General features: G+C 52.8%; 12 protein-coding genes. 1 reads left to right on the top strand and 11 read right to left on the bottom strand.

Annotated elements, in window-relative coordinates; translation table 11 throughout:
• Position 1 precedes the first annotated feature (1 nt).
• The 6 genes from GT409_RS06220 to GT409_RS06195 form a co-directional block, all read right to left on the bottom strand.
• Positions 2–2,902, bottom strand: coding sequence for a sialate O-acetylesterase (locus tag GT409_RS06220; protein WP_160628007.1), 2,901 nt, complete (start codon positions 2,900–2,902; stop codon positions 2–4).
• Positions 2,903–3,064: 162 nt separating this feature from the next.
• Complete coding sequence (locus tag GT409_RS06215; protein ID WP_160628005.1) at positions 3,065–4,621, bottom strand: sulfatase-like hydrolase/transferase; 1,557 nt, start codon at positions 4,619–4,621, stop codon at positions 3,065–3,067.
• 25 nt (positions 4,622–4,646) lie between these two features.
• Positions 4,647–7,541 (bottom strand): sulfatase-like hydrolase/transferase, encoded by a 2,895-nt coding sequence (locus tag GT409_RS06210; protein WP_160628002.1) that lies wholly within the window; start codon positions 7,539–7,541, stop codon positions 4,647–4,649.
• A gap of 23 nt (positions 7,542–7,564) precedes the next feature.
• The gene (locus tag GT409_RS06205) at positions 7,565–10,354 is read right to left on the bottom strand and encodes an FG-GAP repeat domain-containing protein (protein WP_160628000.1); all 2,790 of its coding nucleotides are present in this window, start codon (positions 10,352–10,354) and stop codon (positions 7,565–7,567) included.
• A gap of 28 nt (positions 10,355–10,382) precedes the next feature.
• Positions 10,383–11,069 carry a LamG-like jellyroll fold domain-containing protein gene (locus GT409_RS06200; protein ID WP_160627998.1) on the bottom strand — a complete coding sequence of 229 codons (687 nt, stop codon included), beginning with the start codon at positions 11,067–11,069 and terminating at the stop codon, positions 10,383–10,385.
• Between the two features lie 203 nt (positions 11,070–11,272).
• Positions 11,273–12,376 carry a GntR family transcriptional regulator gene (locus GT409_RS06195; RefSeq protein ID WP_160627995.1) on the bottom strand — a complete coding sequence of 368 codons (1,104 nt, stop codon included), beginning with the start codon at positions 12,374–12,376 and terminating at the stop codon, positions 11,273–11,275.
• 220 nt (positions 12,377–12,596) lie between these two features.
• Here GT409_RS06195 and GT409_RS06190 point away from each other — a divergent pair, with 220 nt between their 5' ends.
• Positions 12,597–13,454: an aldose 1-epimerase family protein gene (locus GT409_RS06190; protein ID WP_160627993.1), complete on the top strand. Its 858-nt coding sequence runs from the start codon at positions 12,597–12,599 to the stop codon at positions 13,452–13,454.
• Between the two features lie 134 nt (positions 13,455–13,588).
• On the opposite strand, the gene GT409_RS06185 is transcribed toward GT409_RS06190, so the two are convergent.
• Genes GT409_RS06185 through GT409_RS06165 form a run of 5 tightly spaced genes read right to left on the bottom strand, consistent with a single transcriptional unit; the run spans position 13,589 to position 21,863 of the window.
• Positions 13,589–14,446: a formylglycine-generating enzyme family protein gene (locus GT409_RS06185; RefSeq protein ID WP_160627991.1), complete on the bottom strand. Its 858-nt coding sequence runs from the start codon at positions 14,444–14,446 to the stop codon at positions 13,589–13,591.
• A gap of 56 nt (positions 14,447–14,502) precedes the next feature.
• The gene (locus GT409_RS06180) at positions 14,503–15,291 is read right to left on the bottom strand and encodes a GDSL-type esterase/lipase family protein (protein ID WP_160627979.1); all 789 of its coding nucleotides are present in this window, start codon (positions 15,289–15,291) and stop codon (positions 14,503–14,505) included.
• A gap of 19 nt (positions 15,292–15,310) precedes the next feature.
• Positions 15,311–16,219, bottom strand: a complete 909-nt coding sequence (locus GT409_RS06175) for a dihydrodipicolinate synthase family protein (RefSeq protein WP_408647954.1) — start codon at positions 16,217–16,219, stop codon at positions 15,311–15,313.
• Between the two features lie 27 nt (positions 16,220–16,246).
• Positions 16,247–20,560, bottom strand: coding sequence for a LamG-like jellyroll fold domain-containing protein (locus GT409_RS06170; protein ID WP_160627975.1), 4,314 nt, complete (start codon positions 20,558–20,560; stop codon positions 16,247–16,249).
• 4 nt (positions 20,561–20,564) lie between these two features.
• Complete coding sequence (locus GT409_RS06165) at positions 20,565–21,863, bottom strand: Gfo/Idh/MocA family protein (RefSeq protein WP_160627973.1); 1,299 nt, start codon at positions 21,861–21,863, stop codon at positions 20,565–20,567.
• Positions 21,864–21,888: the final 25 nt, after the last annotated feature.

Here is a 21,888-nt window from a genome sequence, read left to right as displayed (position 1 = left end):
CTCACTCCGCAGTCAAACAAAAAAATCCGACCGGATTAGTCTGAATAAAATTCGAAAAACCAACAACCGCATTCGTCATGCCCTGAAACAGCAGCGGCCCCGCCGCCGCCGTCCACGATAGAAGATTTGTGGACTGATACACCCGGTAGCTTACACCGCCCTGAGCCGGCCAGCTCACACCGGCTGAAGAAACCGCCGACAGTTTCAGGAAATCATCTGAATCGGTCGGATCGGTCCCAACCTGAAATTCCTCCTGATCCGTGAATCCGTCACCGTCATAATCGGCGTCCGGCGTGTTCCCCAGACCGGCCGTACCCGGCGCATAACTGTTTTCCCATTCATCGAGCAAGTCGTCGTTATCCGAGTCAACGCCGCAAATCGAAATCAGCGCATCAGCCAGGTCATATCCGATCTGCAGCAGCGCCGGGGTAATATAATGGTAGCGCCCTTCAGAGTACCCAACGGAAACCGCATAGTTGGTGCCCTCGGTATCCGTCGCCACCACATAAGGATCGGCGGCCGCAACAAGCGCCTGGGCGTTGGTGACAATCGGCCACTGGTCCAGTTCGTTCTGCGGCGCGCCTTCCAGCTGATTGCTGGACAATTTGGACAGCACAAACGGCAGGTCTGCGACGCCGAAGGTCGCCCGCACATCAGCGATGAACCGCGTCAGGTTGGCTTCATAATTTTCGCCCTGCCCTTCGATGGCATCGGACTCTCCCTGTACCCAGCCCATTCCCAGAATCTCAACCGAGTGGGTCGGATATTTGTTTTTCATCGCGGCAAGTCCTTTCCAGACCGTCTTCTGGAAATTCTGGTAGCGGGTTCCGTCCGCCGAACGGTCGGCGGTGCCGTCCGGCCACCAGTCGCTGGTCTCATACAGGGTCGTCCCGCCAATTGCATATTTTATGATTCCGAGCCGCATGTCCGGAAGAGAAAGCTGGTCCCGAACACTGCGGGCAAAACTGAGTTCGGCCGCAAAGCGGCTGATCGGCGCTACGGTCAGATCCGGATAATGGTTCGGCAGCGGCTTAACCACAATATTAGCGGTTCCGGACTGCAGAGGAACCAGCGTGTCCTGAGGCACAACCAGATTCAACCCATGAAGCATATCGATATCCGCCTGCGGCCAGGCGAGCGGATTTCCGGTGTCGAGCAGGTACTGGCGATAGCCCCAGCCCAGCGCATTGGACTGCCCGCCGAACAGAAGCACGTAGGCTTTTTTGTTCCGCAGCGGCGCGATGTCGGAATCGAAAACCGCCAGCCCCTGCCAATCGGCGTAGGTTTCCGACCCACTGATTTTCGTGAACGAGTCCGCATCGGGATCGTATTCATAAATGCCCGGATCACCGCCGGAAGCCGGCTGAACAAACAGGTAGCGCTCGCCGTCGAATGCGACATCGTTCCAAACATTGGAAGAAAAGCTCTGTCCACTGAACAGCTGCACAGCCGTTCCTTCCGGATCAGTCTCGTCCATGAACATATAAAGCCCTGAACCATTCAAACCACTTCCGGTGTAGAGGCCGTACCAAACACCGTTGCAGGCTCCAACTCCATTCCAGTCCGCAAAATCGTCACTGCCGCTGATCTCGGTGAGCGTCGTATCCCCATCATATTGCGACAGCCCCGGACCGCCGAAACTCGTACCGCGGTTCAGCACATAATACTGATCGCCATCAAATCCGATCTTCTGCCAGGTCGGATTCGGGAACGGCCATTCGCCGACCCGCGCTGCCGTCCCCAACGGATCGGTCAGGTCTGTAAACTGATAGATGCCCTGCTCCATGGCGCTGCCACGGTAATAGCCGACATATACCGGTTCCGTCGACCCTTTCTGTTCCACAGGCATTTCGCTTTTGCAGAGATACAGATAACCGTCCTCCACAAACACATCCGCTTCTGTCAGCGCGACTCCGTTCAGCGTAATCTGCCCGATCTGCTCATCCGTCAAACCGGTGCCACCATCCATTGCAAAGCGAATCTCCGTGTTCTTCCCGACATTGGAAATGACCAGATCATGCGTCCATGTCGTTCCGGAGGAGTCCTCAAAGGTCCAGACACAGTCGCTGTTATTCATATCCATCTGCGCATCCAGCCCGCTGGTGCCGAACATATATAAAACGCCGAAGTTCTGATCATAGTCCCCGTTGGAAATCAGCGCGGCATCTGCAGAAACCTGATATATTTTCACGTCTGTTCCGTCCACAACCGCCTGGTCCGCTCCAAAGTAGACCCTGGTTCTTTCAATCCGCAAATAGCCGGTCGCCAGATCACTCAACGTATAAGCCCCGGAGCGGTTCAGGTACAGCTCACTGCCCGGACCGGCTGTGCTGATGTAATCACCTGAAATCAGCGTGTTTCCTGTTCCGGAGATAATGACGGAACCGGCATCCAACCGCATCGTTCCAACCAAATTCAAATCGCCATTGAAAACATGCGTGCCGCCTCTGGCATTCAGCAATGACCCGGAACTGACCGTGAAGGACCCGTTGAAAATGGTGGTGCCGCCATTGTTGTTATTCATTTGCGCGTAATATGCCGTCAGCGTATTGACCGAAACATCAACATGGTAGGTCACGGTTCCGCCGCTCAGCGTGTTGTACATACAGTTCTGGAAATGCGAGGCCGGCGAAATGGTGATGTTGATCGATCCATTTCCACTGAACGTGTGCGGCTGCGACACCTGCTGCAGGCGGGTGATCGCAGACGTATCCACATCCACATCATAGGTATTGGCCTGCGCCAGATCAAACAAAGCCAGATCCGAAACCGTGGGAGGAACACCGGTGTTCCAGCTGGACGCCTCACTCCATTTTGCGCCGATGTCGACATCCTGATTCCAGGTCGTTGCAACTGCCGCACATGCTGCCGCAATCAACACCAAACCTATTTGTTTTTTCATAACACCCTGCCTTTAATCAAAATTTATTCAACTGGCCTGGAAACCAGTTTTAGGTATTCGTCTTCATGTTTCTGCCAGCGTGCGATCAGTTCCTGAACCTTTTATTTATGACCACTCCTTCTTCTAAAATGCATTACTGCTCCACACAGAATGCCGAGACAGTCAGTCGGCTCTTTGAGGTCGGGAATCCATGCAAACCTTTTTCAGCAGATCAATGGGGCGGTGCGTATAATTCATCTTCCAGGAAATCCCGGTCTCTTTTTCGACCCGCTCAAAGTCCACTCCGGTGTATTCCTCGTCTTCAAAATACTCCAGCCACTGCACCGTCATCTTTTCCATTTCCGCCTGAACCTGCGCATAGCGCGGATCACCGAAAAGGTTGTTCAACTGTCCCGGGTCTTCGGCATGGTTGTACAGCAGGTTGATCTCCACTCCGCCGACCACTTTCGCGCCGTCAACTCCGCGCGCATACGTCCACTCTTTCGTATAAACGCCCCGCCATCCGCCGCAGTTGAAAATCGGCTGGCTCGTTGACGCAAAGTCATCCCCCGTCAGGATCGCCCGCGAAAAATCTTTCCCCTGAACCACATCGGGAACCGACAGGCCCAGCATGCCAAGAATGGTCGGCATCAGGTCCATGACCCCGATCGGCAGTTCACTGACGCGCCCCGTAAGCAGCCGGTTCGGACAGTGCATAATCAGCGGAACTTTCAGCGCATAATTCTGCGGATACGGCTTCGGGAATCTGGCTCCGTGGGAGCCCAGCATATCGCCGTGGTCCGAGGTGAAAACAATCAGTGTATTTTCGTAAAGCCCCTGCTCTTTCAGCTTATCGACCAGCCGCCCGACCGCTGCGTCGCACGCCGTCACCATCGCCATATAGTTTCGATACTGCTGATGCTTGCAGTCATTCATTTTTCCTTCGAACGAAGAACCGGGGCGCAGGCTGATTTCCTGTCCGTCGTACGGAGCCAGCAGCTTCGGATCCAGCTCATCGACATCATAATTTCGCTGATGGCCCGGAAGTTCATCGCTGCAATCCCCCCGGAAGTCGTGCGGCGGATGCCACGAGACAAACAGGGCAAACGGATCCTTCTTTTCGCGCTGATCAAACCACTCTTCAACCTGCCGTGTCTGGGCCTCCAGCTCCCACGGCTGATCGGGATAGATGTCTTTGAAGAAAACCTTTTCCCCGGCATCATTCCAGTAGTAACAGGCATCCGGCCGGAAATCGACGTGGATGTTATTGGAGAGAAAGACGCCGTCGAAACCCTGACGGTTCGGCCCCGGCGGCACCGCTGCATCACGGGTTTTTCCGCCGTACAAATGCCATTTCCCGATATAGGCCACATCATATCCACCATCGGTCAGCACATGACCAAACCGCTTGCCGGGGCACGGCAGCAGCGGAACATCATTTGCAAAGGTTCCATTCACAAGCGGGTGCTGGCCTGAAAAAAGCATGCCGCGATACGGCGTACAAACCGGAAAATTGGAGATGGCGTGTTCGAAGCGCACACCGCGGTTCGCCAAAGCATCCAGATGGGGGGTATGCACCTGGGAATTAACAGACCCGATCATGTCAAACGCCTGCTGATCGGTAAAAATAAACAGCAGGTTTGTTTTTTGACGGCCTGCTCCGGCGGCTTTCGCGACAAACGGAGCCAGCATTCCCGCACTGCAGCCCGCCAGAAAATCTCTTCGTTTCACTCCGTTCATCACGTCTCTCCTTACAGTTAAATCATCAATACCAGTACCCGACGTTGGCGCAGATTTCATAGCGAATCTCCCAATCATCGACAGCCTGCTCCCAGGTTACCCCAAGGCGCTCAACTTCTGCCTTAATTCGCCCATATTCTTCGGGCCGGATTTCTTGAAAATGCTCCCAGTCAATGTCTTTGCATCCGTACTGCGGAATCTCGCCATACGGGTCGTATTCAAAATCAGGCGGATTGTTCTGAACCCACGCCTTCAGATCTTTTCTTGCCGCGTTAATCTGATCCTGCGCCTCCGGACTGGTTAGTAGATTGTTGGATTCCTGCGGGTCTTGGCCGAGGTTGTAGAACTCCTCGATCACCGGATCCGGGTCGATCCACTGAAGATATTTTCCGGTTTCCGTCCGCATCCCGAGGCTGCGCGGGATATAGCGCGGAGCCGCCGCCGGAGACGTATAGTGTTCAAAAAAGAAATGATCGCGCCACGTAACGGCTTCGCCATCGATAAGCGCCTTCATGCTCAGTCCGTCCATGGTTTCGGGAACCGTAACTCCGGCGAGGTCGAGTAGCGTCGGAGCCACATCAATATTCAGCACCATTTCCGAATGAACGCTTCCGTTTTGAGCTGCGGGCCGCGGGTCGTAGACAATAAACGGAATACGCAGACTCTGATCATACGGCGTCCATTTCCCGTACAGTTGCTTTTCACCGAGATGAGTTCCATGGTCGGAGAGAAAAACAATCACCGTATTCTCCGCCAGTCCGCGCTCTTCCAGAATATATCGAATCCGGCCGATGGACCGATCCACGCTCATCACTTTTTCAAAATAATCTCGCTGATACGGATTATTATCGCCCTCTTCATTATTGAACTCATTGCGATAGCACCATCCGCCGAGCCCGGTCTGAACATACGGCGGCAGCTTGGCGAACGATTCCGGATCATCTGTGGGACGAAGCGGAAAGCGATAGTGATCCAGCAGATGATCATCTTCGGGCGCCGGACAGGATGATCCGTGCGGCTCCTTATAATTCACCTGCAGACAGAACGGTTGCCCCTCCGGAACCTGATTCAGAAACTCTTCGGTTTTTACCGTCAGCCACTCCGCATCATGCATCTTGCGACCCTGATAATCCCGGAACTGCGGCCCCTGCCCGGCCTGCGCCTCGAACACATCGAATGTATTGGTAACCAAAGAAGAAATACCGACCCCGTACTTGCCCAGCGCACCGATGAAATATCCAGCTTCTTTCAAATGAGCCGGATAACTGTCCGCAAAAATTTCATCGGGAATCGGGATATGAAATTGATGCACCTTCATGTTGCATTCATAGCGACCGGTCAGAATCGATGCCCGCGAAACCACACAGATCGGGCTGGAGGCAAATCCGTTTTCGAAGCGGATTCCCTGATCGGCCAGCCGGTCGAGGTTCGGCGTCCGGATCGGGGTGCTGGAATCATAACAGCCCAGCGTATCCGGCCGCTGATCATCACTCAGCAAAACCAGTAGATTTGGACGCGGCAACTCAGCACGGAAGGCGCCGGTCGGCAGTCCGGCGCCATTCATCAGATTCGGAACCGCCAGCTGATGCCATGCAAAACGAACGGCGACTGGATCTGGAGCATCCTCGGACTGTACCAATACCGACTCACCGTCAACCTGCGCGACGGCCTTATGAAAAACCCCATCGCGCCCGGCGACCTCAAACCAGTCCGGCGGATTGCCGTCGCGGGTCGTCAAGCCGACGGCGGACTCGAAATGAACCCGCAGCGTATGACCGGATTTTTGCAAGGATTGGAAAACCGGCCCGGTGCTGACAACATCCATACCGTAGGTTTCGGCCTCGGCCAACAGGGCAAGGCGGATTCCCGGCGGCTCTTTCTGTGGCGGATGAATATTATCCAGCGTCGTGCAGTCGCTGACAACCGCCATGCCGGTTCCGGGAATGTCCTGCACGATCTGCGCCTGCGCTTCCCAGAACTCCGGCAGTAGTTCGGGATTGTCATTCGGATAGGCAAACGGCGTAACCTGCACAAAATAGAATGGGAAATCCGTTCCCCACCGCTTGCGCCAGCCGTCCAACAGCGCGCGGGTTTTGTCGACGTAGAGCTTTCCATCGCGGTAATCCGCTTCACCCTGATACCAGATGGCACCGCGAATTGTGAACGGGATGTGCGGATAAACCATGGCGTTAAACAGCGCCGATGGTGTCAACCGGTCTATCTTTTCGACACCATCTAAACGGGTTGCGGTTTCATAAAAGGACTTGAGAGTCTCACGGCCCGCAAACCCTTCCGGAGCGGTCCATGCAACAATCGGGGTCGCACCCAGTGCGCACTGGAGAAGACCGACCGGAACATTTAAATCCTGCTTCAGCTTTCTGCCGAAATAATAAGCCACGGCAGAAAAGGTTCTCGCCGACTCCGGCGAACAAAGCTGCCAGGATGCGTTCACGTTTTCCTGCGGTTGAGCTGCAAACTTCGACGGCGTGCGGAAGAGCCGGATTTGCGGATAATTCGCGGCAGCAATCGCGGCCTCCGTCGATTCGGTTTTTTCCCGCCCCTCCATCGGCCAGTGCATATTGGACTGGCCGGAACAGAGCCAGACTTCGCCGACGAGGACATCAGAATATTGGATCACCGAATTATTGGATGAAGAAATGATCAGTTTCCGAGGTTCGGAAGATGCGGGCATCGGATCGAGAATCACTTTCCAATGGTTGGAAGAATCGGTAACAGCTGTTTTTGTCTGCCCGCCAAACTCAACTCTTATGGTCGCCCCGGCATCCGCAGTTCCCCAGACCGTCACCGGCAGGTCGCGCTGAAGGACCATGTGGTCCGAAAACACCGCCGGCAGCGTGAGCTGACCCGCCCGGCAGAGCGTGGCCAAATACAGTAGCGAAAATAGAATACATTTTTTCATGGCAGGCAGTTCCTAAACTCTCCTCACGGCAAAGCCTGCAGCGGCAGGGTTTGGGCTCCCAGCTCCTGTACATCTGTTTGGGAGTTTTGCAGTGAAATTTTTTCGGTTCCCGGCGCAGTCTTTTTTTCGACCGAAAGCAGCTCGACCGCGGGAAAGGATTTCCCATCAAAATAGTCGGCGGCATAGAATGCGAAACGGCCCGACTCAATGCCGTTCAGGATATCGGTCTTGCCGTCCCCGTCCCAGTCGACCATTTCCGGACAACCGACATGCCACTGCTCATGACCGGCTGAACCGGTCCATTCCAGAAAGGTTCCGTTGCGGGCCTCCAACAGTTCGACATCGAAAACCGGCTCACTGTTTCTGCCGATGTTTTTCAGGAACCAGATGGACCCGGCGGGTTCGGCGTGGCGGCTTTTGGCGACCAGAAGATCGATCTTCCCGTCGCCGTTAAAATCTCCCGCGTCAATATTGCGGCGACCGCGCGCACCGGCCCGTTTCTGGCTATTCAGCGGGATCGTATTGGAAACCCGTGAACCCATATTACGAACCTTGGAAAAAACAGATGGATCTTTTTCCGACTGTTGGAAACAGACCAGATCGCCGAATTTGTTCATTAAAAAAACATCCAGCAGCCCGTCGCCGGTCATGTCGACAATGCCGGGACGATTGCGCCACGGCGTAATGACCGGCGAGCCTTTGTACATAAAGTCATGAATGTCATGCGACAGCACCGGCGCTGTGCGCGTTCCGGTGTTTTCGATCCAGCGCAAACGGCCCAGCGCATCGTTGATGATCAGATCCAGATCACCATCCCGGTCCACATCCCACGACTCGCAGGAAAGATATCCCCACATCGTTTCGGCCGGGCCCTGAATCGGTTCTTCGCCTTTGGCGATAATATAGATTGGATCGCCCAGATCATTTTCCAGTTCCACCATGCCGGCAAACTGCGGTTTCTGCCGGCTGCCGATGTTTTCAAAATATCCGATGTGGCCGCAGACAGAACCGCAAACCAGATCGAGATCGCCGTCGCCGTCCCAGTCCACCACAGTCGGAGCCGCGGAATCGCCAAGCGCGAGATAACCGCCCTTCTGCATCAACTGCTGAGCCGGAGCAAACGAAACCACGCCGGGCTTCCCGTCATTAAGCAGCAGCCAGAAAAAGCTCTGCCAGGCGGTAAACACAATGTCGTCATCACCGTCGCCATCCCAATCCAGCACCACCGGCTTGAGCGTCATATCGCCGGATTCAAACAATTCGGTGCTGTAGAGGTCGAACGGAACCTGAACGTGTTTGACAACGGCCTTCCCGGAACTGACACCGCGGTTTAAAAGCAGGTCGAGCGTTCCCATGGCGGTTCCGACCGCCAAATCCGGACGGCCGTCGTTGTCAAAATCGCCGCTGTCGATCAGGAACCAGGTGGCATCGGCCAGTTCAATATCTGTTCCGGACTCGTCCACCAGCTTTACATCCGAGGCCATGCCGCTGCTGGTGTTTTCCCCGAAACCGAAGTTAAGCAGTGCTCCATCCACATAGGTTCCCAGCGGTTTGCGAATCCCGCGGACGCGGTCCTTGTCGCCATCACCGTCCCAGTCCAGCCACACACCGGTGCGGGCGGATGTCGGAGACTTATCAGACGAAAGCCGCTTCACCCGCGGCGCGAACAGCGGCTTTTCGTTCGAGCCGATGTTGCGACATATAAACCGTCCTTCTGCGGCATTGCCGGAATACAGGTCCCAGTCGCCGTCGCCATCCGCATCCATCACTTCGAGATACGATCCCGGCCAGCCGCCCCAGGCCGGCACAATCACATCCGGCGCATAACGCAGCAGCTCCCCTGCCCCCAGAAAAACCGGTTGCGGCTCGGTCGCTTCACCGTTCGGTCCAATCGGATTAAAATAGAGTTCGTAGCGCTCCGCCCAATTCCTGGCTCGCCAGCGCACCATGCCGTTATGCTGGAAGTGATCCTCCAGCGAGGACTGTACATAATCGCAGACAACGTCCAGTTTCTCCGCCCGATCTCCGGCAACGGCCCAAAGCTCCGCACTGCCGCGATCGAGCATCCCGCGCTCGCCGTGCGTCAGGAAGAAACGGGCGAAATCGACATCCGCCCACAAAATATCGTTCTCCTTCGCGTCAGAGGCACGGGCAGTAATCCGATAATCCCGACCGACGGCCCGCCAGGCTTCCGGAGAAGCGACTGACTGCTTTTCCACATTCCAAACAGTAGAAAACCCGTCGGCCTCTGCAATAAAGAGCTGATCAAAAAACACTTCGCCAGCCGGTGTATCCAGCGCCAGCTTCAAAGTAACTTCCCGGAAACCAACCGGCACTGAAAAGCGGTGCTCGAACCACGTTGGTTGCGTGTCGGCCCTGAACTCCCGACTTGCGGCATAATAGACCGGTTCATCATTTACGGAAAACGTTGTGTTCGGCGGACCGGACGGTTTTGCTTCGCAGGTCAGCCGCACCAGTGCATAGCGCCCAACCTTTGCATTTTTAATACTGATCCATCCGCCGAAAACAATTTCGCCCGGAACGCCACTCTGCCGCATGACGGTCACAGATGCCGCTGTGTTTTTTGCACCGGCAGAAACGGCCAGTGCTTTTGCGCCATGCACCGCCTGACATTCATCAATGCGCCAGACGTTTCGAGGCGAAAACGACCATGACCCATCCAGCAATTCCAGAGAATCCGCCTCGAAACTTTCCAACAGCAGCGGGTTTCCCTGAAATATCATCGCGGCCTGCATCGAACCTGCCACAAGACCGGCATACAGACTCGCGCAGACAATTTTTTTTCTACGCATGGACAACCTCGCGAAAAAACGGTGCGGTTTATTTTTCGGATTGATAGATGGCCTTAATTTCTTTTGGCCCCAACGCCTCTTTATAGAGTCGGAGGTTCTTTATCAGCCCGCGATAAGGCCGCGCAAGGTCTGTATTTAGTGCACCAACGTAAATGCGATCATACTGATAGCTATTGCTGATCGCCGTGGTCTGCGGCGGATATTGGTTCATATAAATATCGACAGCATCACTTTTCAGCACGAAAGCAAAAAAGCTCCACTCATCTTCTGTTGCTGCAAACGAAGAAAAAATGTTTTTGGCAGGATCCGCATTAAACGCATTCAGCTTGCCGTCCAGAATCCGGAAAATAAACTGTGTCTTGCCGCGATCTTTGCTGTCATAAAAATAGATCAGCGTGTACGGAGCTGTTTTGCTGAATCCTTCTTCGATCTCTTTCGGCTTTATCCATCCGGTAACCGTAATCCCTTCCGCAACATCCAGCATCGGCGTACCGAACAGCGTGATATCCCCCAGCCCAACTGCTCCGTCTTCAAAAACGGCGGCCGAATCAGAGAGTTTCACCCCTCCGCCATACGGATGAAGACTCACCGCTCCGGTTGACATAAAAAGCGAGTTGGTCAGCGGCCACTGAGCATACAACTTTGAGTTTGCGGCCCGGCCACTCAGTGCCGTCATCCCCAAAACAACCAACCATAAAAAAACAGACCGTTTCATATTCGCCTCCGGTATCAATTAATAATCAGGCAATAACCACTCGTCGCCGCAACTCACCGAAAATATATGGAGGCAATCGCAAACAAAGTCAAATAAATATTTGTATATTTAACATAAACATACGTATTTATTGTCCTGATAAAACAAAACCCGGCTCGCAAAACGAAAGCCGGGGAAGATCATACTTTTCACCGAATTCAGATTTATTCAGCCGCTTGAACTTCAAGGCAGGAATGCCCGTGCACAGGGATCGGGTCCAGTTCGATGGTCTTGACCATCGAGTCATCTCCCTCAATCTGTGTCAACAGCTCTTTGGCCGCACAAATCCCGACGTTGGCGGCCGGATATTTCTGCGTGTCCAGCTGGAACGACAGGCTGTTCTGAACCTCCATCGACTGGTCAAAACTGACAACAGACAGATCGTCCGGTACGCGGCGCCCTGCTTTTTCTGCCGCCTGGACCAATCCAGGCACATGATGATCATTTACACAGAAAACACCGGTTACATCCTGATTCTGGGAAAACAGCTGTTTCGCGCCATTCGCACCGGGCACTGTATGCTCATCCGACTGGTCGTAAACAACCAGCCGTTCGTCGAACGGCACATTAAACTCCTTCAGTGCCCGCCGGTACCCGCGAATCCGGCCGTTTGTCAGCTCATCCCGAATCGCTGATGAACTCAGATGACCGATTTTACGATGTCCCGCCTCCAGCAGACGCCGCGCCGCCATGTATCCGACCTCTTCATTATTCACAGATACACTCGTCGCCCGGATCCCCCGGGCGCGGCGGTTGATCATCACCAGCGGAATATTGCGGTCCTGAATGTAGCGATAATTTTCAAGGCACTGTTTATCCCAACTGATCGGAGAAATAATAAATCCCCGGATGCCCTGCTGGATCAGCCGCTCAATCACTTCGCGCTCACGCTGCGGATCATTGCCCGTATTGCACACCACATTATGATACCCATGCGGAAAGATGGTCTCCTCCACCGCCGGAAGAATCCGGGGAAAGATGTGACGACTCCGCTGCCAGACCACAATTCCAATATTTTTGGCTGCAACAGCCTGACTGCCGCCCGCGCCCGGCATGGCATCCACAAACGTCCCGCTGCCGGCAATTTTTCTGATGACTCCCTCTGTCTTAAACAGCGCCATCGCCTGACGAACCGTATGCACACTGACGTCATACTGGTCTGCAAACTCTTTTTCCGTTGGCAGGCGATCGTCCACCCGGTATTCACCGGCCAAAATCTGCTCTTTGATCCGGTGGTATATCTCCATATATTTTACTTTTCGAGCCATCCATTCCTCGCAATCCGCAATATCGATTCAAATATCCGTATATTCACCAATATATATGTATATTTGTCCAGAAAAAAGATCATTATACTCTTAAACCCCGGCCTGCAAATCAACCGCATCCACCCATCGCGATAAGTCTCTCGGAAAAATTTGATCATTGAAAATTGTCAGGCAGAGCAACAGTATTAACCGGATTTTCTTCCAACATCGGAACCTCATCATGATCAAAATTGAAAACAAATACTTCAGTGCAGGCATTCGGCTCAAAGGGGCCGAACTTGCATCTCTTCACCACAAAGCCAGCGGCTGCGAGCTGATCTGGCAGGCCGACCCCGCAATATGGGGCGGCAGCGCGCCAATCCTTTTTCCAATCATTGGAAAACTCAAAAACGACAAAACGACCATCAACGGAACGGAGTATGAAATCCCGAAGCACGGGTTGATCCGCCACATGGACGCAATGCCGGTTGAGCAGACTGAAGATTCTGTGCGCCTGCGGTTTGAATCAAATGTCCAAACCCTGGAAAAATATCCGTTCCCTTTTGTGTTCGATGCCATCTTCCGGCTGACCGAAAGCGGACTGGCTGTTGATTATGAAGTCACCAACAGCGGCGATGAAACCATGCGGTTCACCCTCGGCTCCCACCCGGCCTTTGCGCTTGATGAAGTGATGGGCAGCTCGATCGAATTCAGCCAGCCGGAAACACTCGACCTCTACGGACTCAATTCCAAAGGACTGATCTTCAAACGGGTTTCAAGATGGTTTAAACGCGAAACACGGATTCAGCTGACCGACCGCATTTTCAACGATGATGCGCTGATCTTCCAAAATATCAAATCGCACTCGATCCGTCTGAACACAGCAGGCGACCGCCCGGACCTTGAAGTCGACATGCGCAACCATCCCCACCTCGGCATCTGGGCGAAGCCGGGCGCAAAGTTTGTCTGCATTGAACCGTGGTACGGCTTCAATGACGCATCAAAAAGCGACGGCGTCTTTAAAAACAAACCCGCCATGCTCACGCTGTCAGCCGGCAAAACGCTTCAGACCGGCTACAGCGTGATTGTACGTCCTTAAAGAAGTGCTTTTAACGATTCCCAAAGGCCATCTCCGACAGGCACCGCCCGACCAAACCAAACACCACAAATGACAGCACCGGTCAAGAACGCCGCCGGTGCTCCTGTAATCAACCCTCGAATTTTGCCAGGCCTTTAATGCAAAACACAACGGAAACCTAAATGATAATATGAAAACTCCGGATCCCCGAATGCCTGAAGACCGTTTCGAGCAAACGAGGCATCATTCATCCAACTCCCCCCTCTGATCTCTCTGGCCCCGTTCGTTCCTCCATTACACCACTCCCAGACATTTCCGGTCATGTCGTACAGCCCGAAACCATTTGGCGGGTAGCTTCCGGCGGGGCTGGTATATGGCAGCGAACCATCTGCATGCACAGGATGAAAAGTAAGCTGCGCATACCCAGACGTGTCATACTCAAACAGACTTCCGTTCAGCGCACAGTTCGCTTTTCCCGCATCTATTTGGTCCCCAAATGAAAAGCGTTCAGAGATCCCACCACGAGCGGCATACTCCCATTCCTCCCCGGTAGGCAGCCGATATCCAATCACGTTCATGTCGACACTCGGATCTTCCGTTCCGGTTCTGTAAACCGCATCGTTAACCCAATAACAGGGAGTCAGTCCTTCCATCTCACTGCGGGCATTACACCATTTGACGCTGTCATACCAACTGATCGTATGCACGGGGTGGCCATCCCCTTTCCCGGCGCCGACATGACTGAAGGCATACCCGTTGGAAACTGCCCACTCATAAACAACATCCCACTGCCCTTTGGTTATTTCGGATGCATCCATATAAAACCCTGGCGAAGCACAGGAATAGGTGCCAAAGTCCAGATCCGCAATATAGGCTGTGCCGGCCGGGATATAGACCATCCCCTCACGCGATTCCAAACCAATCGACGCATCGCCCAGCACAAAAACAAAGCCTGCAGCTTGCGCAGCAAACATAATTGCGCCCAGCATAAAATACATCATCGATTTTTTCACGATACGGGATCTTTCATTCGTCGTACAACGCTTGGCCTGACAGCGGGAGCGTGTATTTATTCTGACAACAGCCTCTGAATTGTCGGCTCCATCTCCTCAGCCCACCGCTCATACCCTTTGACATTCGGATGGAGAAGGTCGGACATGTATTCCCGGCTCAACATGCCGTTTTCATCCAGAAAAATATGATTGATATCCAGATAGTAGATCATCTCGTTATCGGCGAGCTCCGAAGCCAGAAGACTCGCTTTGTTATTCAGCGCCCAAACATCATTAAATGCAGCCGGGCCCCGGTTCCCCTTCACACGCTGCTCCGCCGAGCCTCTAGGGAAAATCGCCAGCATCAGGACCCTGGTTTCCGGAAGTCTTGTTCGCAGCTCATGAACAATTGCTTGAATCCCTGCAGCAATCTCCTCAGAAGAATTGATGTGGCTGTTGTTTGTGCCAATCAGCAAAACCGCAAGTTTGGGACAGATTCCGTCGATCTCGCCATTCTGAAGGCGCCAAAGGACGTGCTGCGTGCGATCTCCGCTGAAGCCCATGTTCACAGATCCGCGCGGCGCATAATACTGGTCCCAAACAGCTTTCCCCGCCTTGTCGAAGGGACGAATCGCTTCGTTTTCCCAGAAATGGGTAATGGAGTCTCCCACAAAAATCAGGTTCACATTGCCCTGCTTGACTCGGTCCAGAACACTTTGATGCCGCTCCGTCCACCAGTCATAATTTTTGGAAGTCGGAATCACCGCATCACTCATTTTTTCGGCAGAGGCACCGCCCAATGAATCCGCACAGCACCCGCAAGCCAGCACGGTCCCAACAAACAACCCAACAAATACTCGTTTCACTGCAAACTCCTTATGCGTCTTATACTTCCAATGAATCCAATAATTTTTGAATAATGTCCCTTTCCGAAGTTCGGAAACGATGAAACGGCTCAGAAACAAAATCATTACAGATGCCCATCAGGTTCAGGACCGTTTTAACGCTCTTCAGAAAACTCGAACCGTGCTTCCCGACACGGTAAACCGTATTGCTGATCTCGATCACCTTTTGATGCAACCGGCGAGTTGTTGCCAAATCACCGCTTTTTGCGGCGTTATACAGATCAACATAAAGTTGCGGGAACATGTTTGCACCGCCACAGACGCCCCCGTGTCCCCCAAGCAGAACACTCTCGGCCAACAGTTCTTCCGGCCCCACAAGGAATCTGAAATCGTCATTATCTTTCAGAAGCTCTCTGCACTTATGGAAATATACCATGTTTCCGGAGCTGTCCTTCAAGCCGGCCACCTTATCCAGCTGCGCCAAATGCCGGACGGTCTCCGGATCCATATGGATTTTTGTGCAGCCCGGCATGTTATACAGGAACAGCGGCAGCGGCAGGTCTTCAACCATGTGTTGAACATACTCAATCAATTCCGGCTGCCCCGCAGAGAAATAATAAGGTGGAGCAAGAACCACTGCATCCGCTCCGCAATCGGCCGCTTTTTTAGCCAAAGCAACAGATTCCGAATAGACCGTATCCGTGATTCCAACCAGCACCGGAACCCTTTTGTTCACCTGGCGGCAGGCGCGGGAAACAACCTCGCTTCGAACGTTATACCCAAGGGACGGAGCTTCCCCCGTTGTCCCAAGCACAAACAGTCCGTGAACTCCGCCAGCCAGAATATGTTCAACCAGCTTTTCAAAACCTTCCTCGTCCAATGAATCCCTGTTCAGCAAGGGAGTAACCACCGGAGGAACAATGCCACTCAATGGAACTTTCATACTCATCAACACCTTTTACCTTTCATTCCAATTTCACTGAGACGCCATCCGGTAGGGATTGCGAGCCAGATAAAAACAACCGTCTTCCGCCCCGAACAGCAGGTCTGGAATCCCGTCGTTCTGCCAATAGACAACCGTGGGACAATCGGTATGCCCTGCATATGTGCCGGTCACCGCATTGCCCATGTGCTTAAAACGAAACTGTCCGGATTCTTCAGAAACATTCTTGAAGAAATTAATGCTGTCGCTGTTGACGAGCAAATCCAGCCTCCCGTCCAGATCCCAGTCGACCAATACAAACTTCCGCCGACCGCTGGCACCCAGCGTCCGCTCATTCAACTTCAGCTCGTCTCCCGCAACTTCGACTCGTGCCGGGGCATTATCCTGCCATCGGTACCACGGATGATCATCAGACATGAAAATCCGTTCAGGGGCTTTCAGCTTATACTCACCGTCTGCATCATACCGCTCATAGAAGGCGAGATACGCCTCATGATCCAGCATGACCAAATCATTCAACCCGTCACCGTTCAGATCACAGACGAAGGGTGTTGTACGCCATTGCGTAACCAGCTGCCGGTCCTGAGGCTCCCACCAAATCCAGTCCGGTTTCACCGCAACTCCGTTTGTCCAATCGACTGTAATATTCTGCGCAGCGGCCAGCACCGGTGCCTCGGCCGTACCGACATTGCGATACCAATGCACCCGGCCCCACACATCATTGGCAACAATATCCTGACGCCCGTCATGGTCCCAATCGGCCACAACCGGAACAGTATATCCCCATTTGGCTTCGCACGGCCCCTGAATCGAGCCGTTGTCGCCGGCCTGAATGTGTATTTCCTGTCCGCCGGCTTCCAACGCAACCGGTTTGTTCCAGGCAGGAGGATTTCCCCCGTCAAGGTTTTCAATGAAAGAGATCCGCCCCAAGCCATCACCGCAAATAAGGTCTTCGTCCCCGTCAGCATCCCAATCATAACTGCAAGGAGTTGCCATTGAACCGATTTTTACTTGATGCGGTTTCTGCTGAAAGAAAGTCGGCGGCAAAAAAACCGGCGTCGAATTAACAAACTGGCCGGTATTTTCCATCAGGGCAATAAATCCGCTCTCTTCGCCGACGAGCAAGTCCACATCACCGTCTTTGTCCCAATCGATAGCCGTGGTCCAGAGCATTTCGCCATCGGCATGAATGGTTTCTCCGTTATGGCTTAGCAATCGGCCTGCAGCAAAAGAATGGACGGCCGGAGTTCCTGTATTCTCAAAATAGGTAAATGTATCCAGAAATTCTCCGGTAACGATGTCGATATCTCCATCATTGTCCCAATCGCAATAACTGGCCGTCGGCATTCCATACACATCAATCGTTTCTCCGCCAGCCTGCAGCTTCTCGGCCGCACCATATACCGGCGAGAAATCGGACCCAGTATTTTCAACATAGTAGATGTGCCCATGCATTTTTCCGCCGAGCCAGTTCCCGCTGGAATCATAGGCCAGCCAGCGCTGCATATCGTCGTACCCGCCCGATATCATCAGATCGTTGTCACCATCATGATCAAAATCCAGCTTCACCCACTGCACCATCTGATCCAGATCAAATCCGGACTCATAAGTATAGCCGATGGTATTGTATGTGCTGAACGCCGAACTTCGGAAATCCGTATATTCCCGGTTCTGGGCAAGCAGCCTTTCCACTCCGTCGATGTAAGTCACTTTTGCACCAGCAACCATCGGCCCCACATACTGCGGCGGATCAAAAACAGGCATACGGACATTCCCATCCGGATTATTCGCAAAATATAATCCATCATGAACGACATCGCGGTTTGAAAAAAGCAGATCATAATCCCCATCATTGTCATAATCCATCGGCAATGGCGCCGGCCCGTACCCGGCACCGAGATTGACGGTAAAGGTTCCTTCGGGGTTGTTATAAAGCAACCGCTCGGCATCCGCCTGCAGACACAGACTCTTCTTGTCTGTGACCTCTTTTCCTCCCGCCAAGTAGAACCGCTCCAGAATATTCAAACCGCCATCCCGCTCATCGATTGCATGGCCATAGATTGCGACATCCTCCATCTGACCAAAAAAACTGTAATCCGTGCCAAATGCCCGGCCTCCAATTGTATCCGTAAGACCCGACGAATCCGGCTGATAGGTCTGCTGCGTCCACCCGCTGATCTCAAAGGTAGATACCTTTCCATCCAGATAGATACGAATCTGTGAGTGCTCAAAATCTGCAATCGCAACCAGATAGTGCCATTTGAGTGTACTCTCGTAAGAAATGACTGCATTCTTCCAATCATCATCCGGACAGCTTCTTCCGGCAACACCCAAAATTCCATTATTAAGATAAACCTCAAACCCGATGTTTCCTTCTATATACAGGCTGATCATTTTTTGAGGCTCAAGATCCCAATTCCTGAACCAGGTTTCGAAGCTGATTGCAGACGCTCCGGCCAGTTTTTTCGTGAGGCTTCGCTGAACGCCAATTGTCGCCCCAGTCCCATTGAACCCGGCAACGGAGTCCCCGGTCTGAGAATTGGTTAGAGAAAACAATTCCGGCCGATCCAGCACCGCGGCACTGCTGACGGCGGTCTGAGCGCCCTGCTGTTTTCGTCCCGATTTATCAGCGGTATCGGCAAAATCTCCTTCAAAGCGATAATAGGCCAGCGGTTTATCCTGTACAATACAGGCAGCATATTCGGTGATGCTGCCCACATCATTCGAAGAAGCCAATTCATCAAAAATAAAACAGTCCGAATCCTGCATACAGGTCGTGTTCAGGCGACCTGCCGGCATATAAGGGAAATCCAGTAGATTTAAAAGACAGCTATAATTTTCATTAAGAAAAAGAAAGTCCTTTTCTGTAACCCAACCATCCTGGTCGATGTCCGCCGTCAGATGCGTCGGGAACAGCCCCCCGGGCACATCATAGGAACTCCCATGATATATCACGTCATCTGAAATTCTCAGATTGGCCAAATACGATACCGCACATAACGCACCGGAACCGGCATAACCACCGATTTCAATTTCGTCCGGCTCGACCGTCCATTGACCGGCACTGATATTATCGGCAAAAGCCTGCCGTTCCCCGTCCAGGAATATGGCCAGGGAATTGCTTCCTGATCCAGACTGAAAATCCCAGGTTAATGCGACATGATGCCACAGGTTCGTATCAAAAAACTCGTCCGGAGCCCCCCATGTCGTTCCCAGCGCTCTTGCCTCACCATCGGACGCATAATATACAACCAGATGTTCTCTGCCTGAAGAGTCCGCTTCACGCCGAAAATACAACCGGTTGGCATACGACTCAATAATACTGAAAAAATAGCCCTTCTCTCCGGATGCCAACCGCTCAGGCTTAAAAAACAATTCGAACGTTCCTTTTTCCGGGGAGACATTATCCGGGAATCCGTACGACAGGGTGTCGGCTGGGTCGGTAAAGTCCAGACAGGGCTGCCCATTGAATGTTTCCGACTGAACAATTTCGGGATATGAAGTTGCTGTCCGGGCAACGACATCGCCGAAAGAATACTCGGCATCCAGCATTTCATTGTAATGCGAAATAAAAACAGGAGAACCCATTTCCCGGGGCGACACAGCAAGCGAAAACTCTCCCGGCACCTCAAACTCCGAACCCTGATACACAACACTCGAAGAAATCCGCAACGCATCCAGATAACCGCCGACACTGCTTCCAACAACCTGACCATATCGACCAATCTCGATACTTTCCGGGCTCACGGCATCTCCCCAGGCCTGAGCCGAAACCGACGTCTCATAATCACACCGAACCCCATCAATGTATAAAGCCAGCTGATTCGCTGTTCCTCCGTTGGAAAAGTCCCACGTAAACGCGACATGATGCCACTGATCCAAAGCCAGATCTCCGGAGCGTATGTCTGACCACGGAGAATAAAGCATCGAGACCACTCCCGCAGAAGCATAGTAAACAAACAACCGCTGAATCGTTGGATTGGCTGAATGCACCTCCCGCCTCAGATACAGCCTGTTTTCGGCAGAGACCACCACAGAATACAGGTTGTATTTCCCCCCGAGATCCGCCTGCGTCGGCCGAAGGTACACTTCAAACGTACCTTTATCCGGGCTGTAATTCCGATCGTAGCTGTACGACAGGTATTCGCTGTTGGCAAACGCAAGCGAACATCCGGATTTTGCAACAGCATCTGATACCGTCGGCAGATTGTCTTCCGAAAGGGGATAGGAGAAGCCGGCAGAAAAAGCCGCCCGGCAGCCGTCGTCCCAATTTGCTACAAACAGAGGTTCTGCAAAACATCTGAAGGTGCAAACCAGCGCAACCAATCCTGCGAGCAACCGTTTCATTCCGTCATTTCTCACTCTTACATCCTGCGTTCACGGAGGAAGATTCCAGGTGCTCAGCAGTAAATTCTCTCATATTTACAACCGCGCGTTCCCTCCGACTCCTTTCAGCGGCAAACACCATCATATGCGATTCGATGGTTTCTTCCGCTCCAGAGATGATTTGGCTCCGATCGCCGGTTTCCACAGCATTAATAAACGCATCAATCAGTCCTTTATCGCCGCCGCCATGCCCTCCTAGAATCGTTGAATCTTCGGGAGATGTCTCAATTTCAACCTCTTCGTCTGTCAGAAAATCCAGGATTTTAATGTGATCCTGATCTCCCTCCATACACCCTTTCGTCCCGAAAACCCGCGTTTTTCTGCCCACCATATCGGTGAACGCAGTCATCGTAAACGAAGCGGTCCTTCCGTCTTCAAACAACATATTAACAACCTGATGATCCACTACGTCATTGTCACACCGGTAGACACAGCGGCCGTAAGGCCCTGTCTCAATAGCTGAGCGCACCCCCTCCAGCGTCAGGTCATTGGTAATTGTACGGTTAGGCCAGTCTAAATCTCCCGCCTCAGCTCGTTTGATATATATTTTTTTTGCAGAATACGGGCATTCAGTTTCACAGGCACAGTCAAGACACCGCTCGGCAGAGTTTTCAGGAGCATTTTCTATTTTGAAATGTCTCAGATTGCCAAATGAAGTTATGCTCTCGCACCGCGAATCCATGATATATCGAATCCAGTCCAGATCGTGGCATGCTTTTGCAAGAAGCATCGGCGAAGACATCTTTTCGTTGCGCCAGTTGCCGCGAACAAACGAGTGTGCCTGATGATAATAACCGACCGGCTCCAGATGCTGCATGGAAACAATATCTCCAATAACCCCTTGATCCAGAAGAGTCTTCATCTTTGCAGTATACGTGGTATACCTCAGCACATGGCATACCGCAAACAGGACCCCGGAAGCTTTCGCAGCCATATAGATTCGACAACAGTCTTCAACACTCGGCGCCAATGGTTTTTCCAACAGGACGTGGTATCCTTTTTTTAAGAACGCCAGGGTTGATTCCAGATGCATGTCATCCTGAACCGCAATCACCACGGCATCCGCAAACCTGTCTTTCTCTGCAACCTCTTTCCATTCTGAAAACCGATTTTCTTCACCGACCCCATGCAGGTCTGCCAGACTGGACCGCCGGACGGGATCGGGCTCAGCAACAGCTACCACCCGTGCACGATCCTTGTTTTCGAGAATGTGTCTTGCATATGCAGACCCTCGAGATCCGGCTCCTAAAATAATAAACTTCATGACTTCAACAATTCCCTTTTACAAT

The sequence above is a fragment of the Tichowtungia aerotolerans genome (assembly GCF_009905215.1).
In the GTDB taxonomy this organism is placed as follows: domain Bacteria; phylum Verrucomicrobiota; class Kiritimatiellia; order Kiritimatiellales; family Tichowtungiaceae; genus Tichowtungia; species Tichowtungia aerotolerans.
This window is presented reverse-complemented; position numbering and strand designations above follow the sequence as displayed.